This is a genomic window from Ideonella lacteola (genome assembly GCF_038066555.1).
In the GTDB taxonomy this organism is placed as follows: domain Bacteria; phylum Pseudomonadota; class Gammaproteobacteria; order Burkholderiales; family Burkholderiaceae_C; genus Ideonella; species Ideonella lacteola.
In genome coordinates, this window is sequence record NZ_JBBUTG010000003.1 from 72731 (window position 1) to 83304 (window position 10574).

The 10574-nt window shown below is 66.9% G+C and carries 10 protein-coding genes; 3 read left to right on the forward strand and 7 right to left on the reverse strand.

Going from position 1 to position 10574, the window contains the following annotated elements; translation table 11 throughout:
• Nucleotides 1-29 precede the first annotated feature (29 nt).
• The 6 genes from AACH06_RS06090 to argS form a co-directional block, all read right to left on the reverse strand.
• Nucleotides 30-1562, reverse strand: coding sequence for an RNA polymerase factor sigma-54 (locus AACH06_RS06090; protein WP_341424758.1), 1533 nt, complete (start codon nt 1560-1562; stop codon nt 30-32).
• An 11-nt stretch (nt 1563-1573) separates the two neighbouring features.
• A complete protein-coding gene (lptB, locus tag AACH06_RS06095; RefSeq protein WP_341425110.1) occupies nt 1574-2335 on the reverse strand; it encodes an LPS export ABC transporter ATP-binding protein in 762 nt (253 codons plus the stop codon).
• A 29-nt stretch (nt 2336-2364) separates the two neighbouring features.
• The gene (lptA, locus tag AACH06_RS06100; RefSeq protein WP_341424759.1) at nt 2365-2955 is read right to left on the reverse strand and encodes a lipopolysaccharide transport periplasmic protein LptA; all 591 of its coding nucleotides are present in this window, start codon (nt 2953-2955) and stop codon (nt 2365-2367) included.
• Between the two features lie 172 nt (nt 2956-3127).
• Nucleotides 3128-3787, reverse strand: coding sequence for a thiol:disulfide interchange protein DsbA/DsbL (locus tag AACH06_RS06105; RefSeq protein ID WP_341424761.1), 660 nt, complete (start codon nt 3785-3787; stop codon nt 3128-3130).
• A gap of 90 nt (nt 3788-3877) precedes the next feature.
• Nucleotides 3878-4564 carry an SPOR domain-containing protein gene (locus AACH06_RS06110; protein ID WP_341424762.1) on the reverse strand — a complete coding sequence of 229 codons (687 nt, stop codon included), beginning with the start codon at nt 4562-4564 and terminating at the stop codon, nt 3878-3880.
• Entirely contained in the window at nt 4561-6273 is a 1713-nt protein-coding gene (gene argS / locus AACH06_RS06115; RefSeq protein ID WP_341424763.1) for an arginine--tRNA ligase, read from the reverse strand. The genes AACH06_RS06110 and argS overlap by 4 nt, the downstream gene beginning before the upstream one ends.
• Before the next feature lie 259 nt (nt 6274-6532).
• Here argS and AACH06_RS06120 point away from each other — a divergent pair, with 259 nt between their 5' ends.
• The 3 genes from AACH06_RS06120 to AACH06_RS06130 all read left to right on the forward strand — a co-directional run bounded on the left by AACH06_RS06120 (nt 6533) and on the right by AACH06_RS06130 (nt 9375).
• On the forward strand, nt 6533-7867 hold the full coding sequence (locus AACH06_RS06120; protein WP_341425111.1) for a serine/threonine-protein kinase: 1335 nt from the start codon (nt 6533-6535) through the stop codon (nt 7865-7867).
• A 31-nt stretch (nt 7868-7898) separates the two neighbouring features.
• On the forward strand, nt 7899-8198 hold the full coding sequence (locus tag AACH06_RS06125) for a PsiF family protein (RefSeq protein ID WP_341424764.1): 300 nt from the start codon (nt 7899-7901) through the stop codon (nt 8196-8198).
• Between the two features lie 88 nt (nt 8199-8286).
• Entirely contained in the window at nt 8287-9375 is a 1089-nt protein-coding gene (locus AACH06_RS06130; protein WP_341424765.1) for a LysR family transcriptional regulator, read from the forward strand.
• Nucleotides 9376-9460: 85 nt separating this feature from the next.
• On the opposite strand, the gene AACH06_RS06135 is transcribed toward AACH06_RS06130, so the two are convergent.
• Nucleotides 9461-10492, reverse strand: coding sequence for an aminoglycoside phosphotransferase family protein (locus tag AACH06_RS06135; protein WP_341424766.1), 1032 nt, complete (start codon nt 10490-10492; stop codon nt 9461-9463).
• Nucleotides 10493-10574: the final 82 nt, after the last annotated feature.

Genomic DNA, 10574 nt, shown 5'->3' on the forward strand with positions numbered 1-10574 from the left:
CACGCGCCGGGGTGCGGGGGCTGCGTCGCTCACAGCGCCTTTCGAAGGTTGGCGGGCGCGATCTTCAGCGCCTCGCGGTACTTGGCCACCGTGCGGCGAGCCACCTGAATGCCCTGCTCTTCGAGCATGTCGGCGATCTGGCTGTCGGACAGCGGTTTGGACGTGTTTTCAGCCGCCACAAACTGTTTGATCAGCGCCCGCACGGCCGTGGACGATGCATTGCCGCCGGCATCGGTGTTCAACGACGAACCGAAGAAGTACTTCAGCTCGAAGGTCCCGAAGGGCGTGGCCATGTACTTGGCGGTGGTCACGCGTGAGATGGTGGATTCGTGAAGCCCCAGCTCGTCGGCGATTTCTCGCAGCACCAGCGGCTTCATCGCAATCTCGCCGTGGGTGAAGAAATTCTTCTGTCGCTCGACGATGGCTTGGCTGACACGCAGGATGGTGTCGAAGCGCTGCTGGATGTTGCGAATGAACCAACGCGCCTCTTGCAGCCGCGCCGACAGCCCGGCGTGGCCGTTGGCCGTGCCGCCGCGCTGGCCGCGCACCGCCTGGGCGTAGACGTCAGACACCCGCAACTTGGGCATCACATCCGGGTTCAGCGTGGCCTTCCAGTTGCGGCCGGACTTCAGAACGATCACGTCCGGCACCACGATCAGGTTCTCGGCCCGCGCGAACGGGCGTGCGGGCTTGGGCTCGCAGGCGACGATCAGGGCTTGGGCCGCTTTGACGGTGGCCTCGTCGCTGCTGGTCGCGGCGGCCAGCTTCTTCAGGTCGCGCTTGGCGAGCAGTTCGAGGTGCTGGCGGCAGATGGCCAGCGCGCACTCACGCGCCGCGCACGGCGGCGTGTCCCGCAGTTGCAGGGCCAGGCAATCACCCAGGTTGGCGGCGCCGACACCGGCCGGCTCCATGCTTTGCAGCCACTTCAGGCCGCAGCGCAATTGATCGAGCAGGTCTTCGCGCTCTTCGGCACCGACCAGCCCCAGCGCTTCCGCCAAACGTTCGGCGATGTCTTCCAGCGTGCCGTCCAGATAGCCGTCATCGTCCAGCGACTCGATCAGCACATGAACGGCGGCGGCGTCGGCGGCCGACAGCCGCATGCCCGCGAGCTGAGTGCGCAGGTGGTCTTGCAGCGTGGGGGCGGAGGTGTTTCGGTCCTGGGCGTCCAGCCCGTCTTCGTCGATGCCGCTGCCTGCGGCACTGGCCGACGGCAGCTCGCGAATGCCATCGAAGTCGTCGCGCTCGGTGCCGTTCTCCCAGTCGTCGCGCTCGGTGGTGCCGAACTCGGCCGTGTCCATGCCGGCGGGCTCATCGCCTCCTTCACCGACGCTGGTGCCCGGCGCATCCTGCTCTTCGCGCTGGGTGCTGCTGCCCTTGTCGGCCGCGTTGTAGTCGAACGGCGTGGCGTCTTCTTCGGGCTCCAGGAAGGGGTTCTGTTCGAGCATCTGCTCGACTTCCTGGTGCAACTCCAGCGTCGACAGCTGCAACAACCGGATCGATTGCTGCAGCTGGGGCGTCAGCGCCAAATGCTGCGAGAGGCGAACTTGCAGGGTCGGTTTCATGCCGTCCGGCCCTACATCTTGAAGTGTTCGCCGAGGTAGACCCGGCGCACGTCCGGGTTCTCGATGATGTGATCGGGGGTGCCTTCGGCCAGCACACTGCCTTCGCTGATGATGTAGGCGCGATCGCAGATGCCCAGCGTTTCCCGGACGTTGTGATCGGTGATCAGCACACCGATGCCGCGCGCCTTCAGGAAGCCGATGATGCGCTGGATCTCGATCACGGCAATCGGGTCGACGCCGGCGAAGGGCTCGTCCAGCAGGATGAAGCGCGGCTGGGTGGCCAGGGCCCGGGCAATCTCGACGCGCCGGCGTTCACCCCCCGACAGCGCCGGGGCGGGTGATTCGCGCAAGCCGGTCAGGCTCAGATCGTGCAGCAACCCGTCCAGCAGCCGGTTGATGTCGCTGGTGGCCAACGGCTTGCCGTGCCCGTCCAGCTGCAGCTCCAGCACGGCCCGAATGTTCTCTTCGACGGTGAGCTTGCGAAAGATCGACGCTTCCTGCGGCAGGTAGCTCAGACCCAGGCGCGACCGCTGGTGGATCGGCTTGCGCTCGACGGCCACGCCATCGATGCGGATCGAGCCGGCATCGCACCGCACCAATCCGACCACCATGTAGAAGGTGGTCGTCTTGCCGGCGCCGTTGGGGCCCAGCAGCCCGACCACCTCGCCAGCGCCCACCGCCAGATGCACTTCCTTGACAACGGTCCGCGCGCCATAGCTCTTGCGCAGCCCGGTGGCTTCAAGTCGGCTCTGTGGCGCTGTACTGGCGGCCATGCCGGCCAGCTGCGCTGCGGCGGAAGGGCTCACTTGCCGGGCTCCGAGGCCGCCGGGTCGGCATTGCGGGGGGTGAACACCATTCGAACCTTGCCCGTACCCTCGCCCTGGGCCGAGGTCGCGCCACCTTCGAACACGATCGTGTCGCTGCGCTGGTCGTAGGAGATCACGGCGGCGTTGGCCTCGTCAGGCGGGCCTTGTGGTCGTACGACGCGCAGCTTGGCATTGCCGACGAACCGCACCTTTTCCGCCGCCCCGTCGTATTCGACCCGATCGGCCTCGGCCTCGACGATCTCGTCCAGCCGATCACGCTTTTGCCTGAAGCTGGCCTGCTGACCCGGGGTGCCCGCGGCGTTGGCCACGTACCGGCCGGGCGCGCTCTCGCGCACTTCAATGCGGCCGGCCTTGATCTGCAGCGTGCCTTGGCTCACCACCACGTGTCCGCTGATCGTCGTGATCTTGGTTTTCAGGTCGACGGTGGCCGGCTGCGAACCATCGCTTTCCACCTCCAGCGGCTTGCCGCGATCGGCCTTCTCGGCGTGCGCAGGCGTGCCCCAGGCCGCAGCCATGCACACGGCCACGGCCAGTGCGTGGGGCCAGGGGTTGCGAGGAGGGGTCATCGGGCGCATGGGTGCGGCATGAAACTTGCAGGTCATTCTAGCCCCTGCGCCCGGGATGCCGCGGTGAAAAGGCCAGCGGCAAAGTAAAGAAAAAGAGCCCTGCCGCGCGTGTGGTCAGGCTGCAGAACATCGCCGCGGCTTCACGGGCGCGCGGCGATGCGGCGGTGGTGGCTCAAGCGGGCTTGCGTGCCTTGTCGACCAGGAAATCCACCACCCGGAAGGTCTGTTCGGCACCGCCGGCCATCGAGGCCGAGGTGGTGAAGCGCCCTTGCACGCCGATGGTGGGCACGCCGTCCACATGGTAGGCATCGGCCAGTTGCTTGGCCTGGCGCACTTTGCCGATCACCGTGAACGACTTCATCGTCTCGGCGAACTTGGCACCGTCCAGACCGTTCGCGGTGGCGAAGGCGACGACTTCGCCTTCGGTGTTCATGCGCTTGTGGTCCTTGTGGATGCTGTCGAAGAACTTGCGGTGCAGCGCGCCCAGTTGGCCCAGCGCTTCGAGTGTGTAGAAGACCTTTTGGTGGAACTCGTGCTGCGGGCCGAAGCCCACCGGTACGCGGCGGAAGTTGATGTCGCCCGCCACCTTCGAGCTCCATTGCTCGACAAAAGGCTCCAGCGCGTAGCAGTGCGGGCAGCCGTACCAGAAGAATTCGACGACGTCGATCTTGCCGCTCGCCGCCACCGGCACCTGCTGAGCCAGTTTTTGATAGTGCTGGCCTTCCACCGGGCCACCTTGGGCCTGGGCCGATGTGCCGAGGCCGACGCCAGCGGTCAGGCCGAGCAGGCCGAGTGAATTGAAGTGGCGCCGGTTGATCGTTGGTTGCTTCACGAAGATCCTCAAGCAGTCAGGGCAGTTCGGGACAAGGGATGGGACGTGGAGGCCACTTCCCGCGATTCAGTTCCGTCATCCAGCAACGTTTCAGTTGCGCTCCTGGCGGACGAGCGCCGAATCGACACCGGTGGATTTCAAGCGTTCTTGCGTCGAAGCGGCTTCGGACTGGCTGTCGAAAGGCCCCAGGCGGACGCGGTGGATGGTGCGGCCGCCTTGCTCGCGCTCGGAAACCTTGGCGCCGAAGCCCTGCAGTGCGAGCTTGGCGCGCTGCTGCTCGGCGTCGTCGCCGCTGGAGTAGGCACCGACTTGCACAAAGTAGACGAACTGCTCGCCACCCGGCTTCGGGATCTTGGGCGCCGACGACGGCACCGGCTCGCCCGCCAGGATGGCGGCGGCGTCGCGGTGCGACTGAGGCGCCGTGGCTGGCGCCGGGCGCACCGGTTTGCCATCGCTGCCCGGCAGGGCCACCGGGGCCGGCGGAGCGGAGGCGGGGGTGGCGCTGGGCTTGGCCGGGATCGGGCTGGGTTTCCCGGCGAGACTCGCGTTGGGATCCCAGTTGCGCATCTTCTCCGCCTCGGCCGCCTCTTGTTCGGGCGTCCGATGCGGCACCTTGTCGTGGAACGGCGACGGCACCTTGGCGATGTACAACGCCACGCCAAGTGCCAGAGCCAGGCCGATCAACAGGCCGACGATCAGGCCCACCGCAAATCCGCCTCGCTGAGGCGTGGGTCCGGCGCGCCGACGGGCGGCCGCGCCTGCGAATTGCACAGTCATTCAGTCTCCACAGCGGATGAGTCGCGCCCCATCTGGGCCGGTGCGCTGACGCCCAGCAGCGCCAGCGCGTTGCGGAGCACTTGTCGCGTCGCATCCAGCAATGCCAGGCGCGCGCGCGCCAAGGCGGCATCTTCGACCAGGAAGCGCTCGGCGGCATAGTAGCTGTGGTACGCCGATGCCAGGTCGCGCAGGTAGAAGGCCACGTCGTGCGGCGCCAGGTCGCGCGCCGCACTCGCCAGCATGCCGGGGTAGTCGGCCAGCTTGAGCATCAGGGCGAATTCGGTGGGCGCCGTCAGCAAGGACAGGTCGGCGCCAGCGATCGACGCTGCATCGTGACCCTGCTCTTCCGCCTTGGTGAGCACCGAGCAGATCCGCGCGTGCGCGTACTGCACATAGAACACCGGGTTCTCGTCGTTCTGCTTCAGCGCCAGGTCGACATCGAAGGTGAACTCGGTGTCGGCCTTGCGGCTGATCAGGAAGAAGCGCACCGCGTCGCGGCTCGTCCAGTCGATCAGGTCACGCAGCGTCACGTAGCTGCCGGCGCGCTTGGAGATCTTCACCTCCTCGCCGCCCTTCATCACCGTGACCATCTTGTGCAGCACGTAGTCGGGGTAGCCCGGGGGCACGCCCATACCGGCCGCCTGGATGCCGCCGCGCACCCGCGCGATCGTGCCGTGGTGGTCGGTGCCCTGCACATTGATCACCTTGGTGAAGCCGCGCTCCCACTTGTTCAGGTGGTAGGCCACATCGGGCAGGAAATAGGTGTAGGTGCCGTCGGACTTGCGCATCACGCGGTCCTTGTCGTCACCGTAATCGGTGGTGCGCAGCCAGAGTGCACCTTCTAGCTCGTAGGCCTTGCCCGACTGGCGCAGACGCTCCACCGTGTCGTCGACCCGGCCGCTTGAATACAGGCTGGATTCGAGGAAGTAGTTGTCGAACTCGACGCCGAAGGCCTGCAGATCCAGATCCTGCTCATGGCGCAGGTAGGCCACGGCAAAGCCGCGGATGCTTTCGAGGTCTTCAGGATCGCCGGAGGCGGTGAACTCGCGGTCGTCCGCCTTCACCGTCTTCTTGGTCATGAAGTCGGCGGCGATGTCGGCGATGTAGTCGCCGTTGTAGGCGGCCTCGGGCCAGCCGGCGTCGCCGGGCTTCAGACCGCGGATGCGGCACTGCACCGAGTTGGCCAGTGTGGCGATCTGAACGCCCGCGTCGTTGTAATAAAACTCGCGGGTGACGTCGTAACCCTGCGACTCGAACAGGTGACACAGGCTGTCACCCAGCGCGCCTTGACGGGCGTGGCCCAGGTGCAGGGGCCCTGTTGGGTTGGCGGACACGAATTCGACCATCAGCTTTCCGCCGTGCGCGGGCTGGCGACCGAAGGATTCAGCCGCGGCACGCACTTCACTGACGATCGCCTGCTTGGCGGCGGGCGCGAGACGCAGGTTGATGAAGCCCGGGCCGGCGATTTCGAGCGCTGCGACCCAGCGTTGAACCTCGGGCTGCGCGTTCAGCGCGGCCACCAATTGCTCGGCGACGGCGCGAGGGTTCGACTTCAGCGGCTTGGCCAGTTGCATCGCCACCGTGATGGCGAGGTCGCCGTGAGCGGCCTGCTTCGGCGATTCGAAGGCCGGGGTGATGGAAAGGTCGGGGGCCAGCTGCGCCACGGCGCGAGCCAGCGCGAGCTGCAGCTCTGCCTTGGCTTGGATCATGATGCGGGAATTCTAAGTGGCGCCTGCTGCGCCTTGGGGGGGATGGCGGGCCGCGCCGGTTGCGCGTCGGCGGTCTGGCCTGTTACCCTGGCCGATGCCGGGCGATTTCGCTTGGCGCAATGGGCCGTTTCCGGCCAGGTGAGTCCCCAGCAACGTGGCGTCATCTTCCCGCTCGACATCAACGTCGACTTCCACGTCCACTTCAGCGACGAGCGCGACCTCGTCGCGATCTCGATCGCGAGGGCAGGCCACGGTGGCCATGGCCCGGCTGGATCCCGACGATCCGCCCACCATCGGCAAGTACCGGGTGCTGCGCAAGCTGGGTGAGGGGGCCACCAGCGAGGTGTATCTCGCCTACGACGATTTCCATGAGCGGCAGGTCGCCATCAAGCGCGTGCGGGCGGGGGCGGGCCGGTCGGAAGCCGACGTGCACTTCTCGTCACACTTTTTTGCCGCCGAGGCGGCGCTCGTCGGGCGGTTGAACCACCCCAACGTCGTGCAGATCCACGATGCGGTGGACGACCCCGTGTCGCCTTACCTGGTGATGGAGTACGTGCCGGGTGCGACGCTGCGCAGCTTTTGCCAGCAAGACCGGTTGCTGCCCTTGGAGCAGGTGGTGGAAATCGGCTTCAAGTGCGCCATGGCGCTGGGCTACGTCTACCGTCAGGGCCTGATCCACCGTGATGTGAAGCCCGCGAACATCCTGGCGGTGACCGACGGGCCCGAGGTGCTCGATATCAAGCTCACCGATTTCGGCAGCGTGCTGAACCTCGGCGCCGATCGCACGCAGATCCACCGAGTCGGCTCGCTGGCCTACATGTCGCCCGAGCAACTCGAAGGCTCGACCACGCTCGATGGGCGTGCCGACATCTACTCGCTTGCCGCCGTGCTGTACCACATGATCGCCGGCCGACCGCCCTTCGAGGCCGAGAGCCACGGCGCGTTGCTCAACATGATCTGCCACGCCGAAGCCGAGCCGCTGACCGGCCTGCGTGAAGGCGTCAGCGCGGCGCTGGACCGGACGATACGCGGCGCGTTGGCGAAGTCGCCGGCCGATCGGCCCAAGGACTGGGACGAGTTCGCGCATTCCTTGTCCACGCTGATCACGAACCATGAGGTGCCACGCGGGCAGTTGCAGCGCGTGCTGGACTCCGAGCGCTTCAACCTGCTGCGCGACATGGAGTTCTTCTCGGGCTTCGGCGATGTCGAGCTGTGGGAGGTCGTGCACCGGGCGCGCTGGCAGCGGTTCCCGTTCGGGCACAAGATTTTCAAACGCGGCCAGGAGGGCAAGCAGTTCTACTGCATCGCCCAAGGTGAGGTCGAGGTCCACCGCGATGGCGAGCGCGTGGCCCGCCTGGGCGCTGGCACGTCCGTGGGCGAAATGGCCTATCTCGCGCCCAGCCCCGATCTGCGCAAGCACGCCACCGATGTGATCGTGTCCGAGCCCTGCACCACCGTGTCGTTCAATCCTGAGAGTTTGGCGCAGCTGAGCCCCGATACCCGGCATCGGTTCGACGCGGCCTTCATCAAGGTGCTGGTGCGTCGGCTGCATGCCGCCCACGAGGCGCTGGCCCACCCACGCAAGATCATGTGAATGGACGCCTTCGTCCGAGAGAGGAAGACCGATGAAACAGATTCTCATCAGCTTGGCCCTGGTGGCCGTTTCGACGGGCAGCTGGGCTCAGGCAGCGTCGGCTCCCGAAGCCGCTTCGGCGCCGGCCAAGACGGCGCAGCAAGAAAAGATGGGCCGGTGCAACGCCGAAGCCGCCGGCAAGACCGGCGATGAGCGCAAGGCCTTCATGAAAGAGTGCCTCAGCGCGAAGAAGGCTTCGCAGACCGACAAGATGAAGACCTGCAACGAGCAGGCCAAGGGCAAGAAGGGCGACGAGCGAAAGGCCTTCATGAAGGAGTGCCTCAGCGCCTGAGCGACGCGCCGCGAGGTCTCAGCTTCGCATTCGCGGAATAAAAGGCCGCTTCGCCCCACAAAAATCTCTCGTGGCGCAATAATGGGGCATGGATTCCCTGCGCGCCATGCGGGTGTTCGCCCGCGTCGTCGATGAAGGCAGCTTCGCGGGCGCCGCCCGCGCCCTGGATCTGGCCCCGGCGGTGGTCACCCGCCTGGTGGCTGAGCTCGAGGAGCACCTCGGGGCACGGTTGATGAACCGCACCACCCGACGCACCTCGCTGACCGAGGTCGGCGAAAACTACCTGGAACGGGTGCGGCGCATCCTCGCCGATGTCGACGAAGCCGAGGCCTTGGCCCAGGCCTCCGTGGCCGAGCCGCGCGGGCCCGTCCGCTTGTTGATGCCCCCCGCGGTGGCGGTGCACCAGCTGGCCAAGCACCTGCCGCGTTTCCATGCCCGCTATCCCCTGGTGTCGGTCGAGATCGTGGCCACCGGGGCCGTCGAGACGGTCGATGAGAGCTTCGATCTGACGGTGATGGCATTGCGCGGGCCGTTGGATGGCAATTTCATCGCCCGGCGGCTCGCCCGGTCGGAAGTCGTCACGGTGGCGTCGCCCGAGTACTTGGACCGTCGCGGTCGCCCGAAACACCCCCGTGAACTGGCCGACCACGACGTGCTGATCCCGCCGCTGTCCGATCTGCAGCGGGGCGTCACCTTCCATCGCGGGCGCCTGGGTGATGAGGGGGCTGGTGGCGAAACGTTCCACGCCATGCCCAAGCGCGGCGTTCTCAGCACGCTGAACACCGACACCAACTACGCCGCGGCGCTCGCAGGCCTCGGTATCGCGGGCTTGCCGTCATTCGTCGTGGAAGATGCGCTGATGGAGCACGCCCTGGAGCGGGTGCTGCCCGCCTGGCGCCTGCGCAGCGCGACCTTGTGGGTCGGCATGCCCACCCGCCAGCATGTGCCTGCGCGCACGCGGGTGATGATGGACTTTCTGATCGAGATCTTTGGCGGCGAAGACCGCGACCCCTGGCTCGCCGCCGCAGGTTGCGAAACCAGCCTGGCCAATGGCGATTGCACTGGCGAGCCGCAGTCCGGCAGTTGCCCGGTGGCCGCCGCCGCCGATGGGGGCCTGGCCGCGGCGCTGGCCGATGCGGCCGCGCAGGAGACGCCCGCACCTGAGCGGGCTACGTGAGCGGTCCACCTGAACGGACCACCTGAGCGGGCCAGCTGAGGACCGAACCCCGGTTCGAACGGCGTGTTGACCCGAAACGGCCGGCTCAGAAGGTGTAGCCGGTGGCGAGTTTTTGCGCTTCTTGCATCGGCTCCAGCAGGGCCAACAGCGGCGCCAGCGGCTGGTAGCGCATCGCCACCTTGGTGGCATAGGCCACAAAGCGCGGCAGATCGTCCCGGTATCGGGGCTTGCCATCCCGGTGCTTCAGCCGGCAGAAGATGCCCATCACCTTCAGGTGCCGCTGCAGGCCCATCCATTCGAGCTGCCGCCAGAATTCGCCGAAGTCCTCGTCGACCGGCAGGCCGGCTTTGCGCGCCGTTTCCCAATAGCGAACCGCCCAGTCCAGCTCGCGCTCTTCGTCCCATGAGATGAAGGCGTCGCGCAGCAGCGAGGCGATGTCGTAGCTGATGGGGCCGGCCAACGCATCCTGAAAGTCCAGGATGCCGGGGTTCGGGTCGGCGACCATCAGGTTGCGGGGCATGTAGTCGCGGTGGACGGCCACCACCGGCTGCGCCAAGGCGCTGGCCACCAGCGCGTCGCAAACTTTCTCCCAGCGTGCGCGCTGGGCCTCCGTCCAGGTGATGCCGAGTTCGCGCTCGACGCACCATTCAGGAAACAGGGCCAGCTCCTTGCGCAGGAAGGCCTCGTCGTAAGGCGCCAGGGTGCTGGCGTCGACCGTGGTTTGCCAATGCACGAGGGCTCGCACCGCGTCGCGCATCAGCCGCTGCGCTTCAGGCGGATCGGCCTCGCGCAGTGCGTCCAGGTATGGGCGCTCACCCAGGTCGGTCATCAGCACGAAGCCGTGGGTGGCATCCGCGGCCAGGATGTCGGGAGCATGCAAGCCCGCGGCCCGGATGCGTTCGGCCATGGCCAGGAAAGGCCGGCTGTCGATCAGCGCGGGCGGTGCATCCATCACGATCGCGGTTCGATGCCCGGTGCCATCCAGACGAAGGTAGCGTCGCGCGCTGGCGTCGGCCGACGCGATGCGCAGCGTGTCGGGCCGCCAACCGTGGGCCGACGCCAACGGCGCCAGCCAGCGGTCAAACGCGGATTGGCGCTCGGCATCGGCCCAGGGCACTGGGGCGGAAGGGGCAGGAGCGGTGGGTTCAATCGAGCGGTTCACAAGCGGTGCAAGCGGGCCATGGATAATCCGGCCCGAT

Excerpts from the sequence above, each read along its gene's own strand:
- AACH06_RS06125 (WP_341424764.1), top strand. The coding sequence starts at position 7,899 with ATGAAACAGATTCTCATCAGCTTGGCCCTGGTGGCCGTTTCGACGGGC.
- AACH06_RS06130 (WP_341424765.1), top strand. The coding sequence starts at position 8,287 with ATGGATTCCCTGCGCGCCATGCGGGTGTTCGCCCGCGTCGTCGATGAA.
- argS (WP_341424763.1), bottom strand. The coding sequence starts at position 6,273 with ATGATCCAAGCCAAGGCAGAGCTGCAGCTCGCGCTGGCTCGCGCCGTG.
- AACH06_RS06110 (WP_341424762.1), bottom strand. The coding sequence starts at position 4,564 with ATGACTGTGCAATTCGCAGGCGCGGCCGCCCGTCGGCGCGCCGGACCC.
- lptA (WP_341424759.1), bottom strand. The coding sequence starts at position 2,955 with ATGACCCCTCCTCGCAACCCCTGGCCCCACGCACTGGCCGTGGCCGTG.
- AACH06_RS06090 (WP_341424758.1), bottom strand. The coding sequence starts at position 1,562 with ATGAAACCGACCCTGCAAGTTCGCCTCTCGCAGCATTTGGCGCTGACG.
- AACH06_RS06120 (WP_341425111.1), top strand. The coding sequence starts at position 6,533 with ATGGCCCGGCTGGATCCCGACGATCCGCCCACCATCGGCAAGTACCGG.
- lptB (WP_341425110.1), bottom strand. The coding sequence starts at position 2,335 with ATGGCCGCCAGTACAGCGCCACAGAGCCGACTTGAAGCCACCGGGCTG.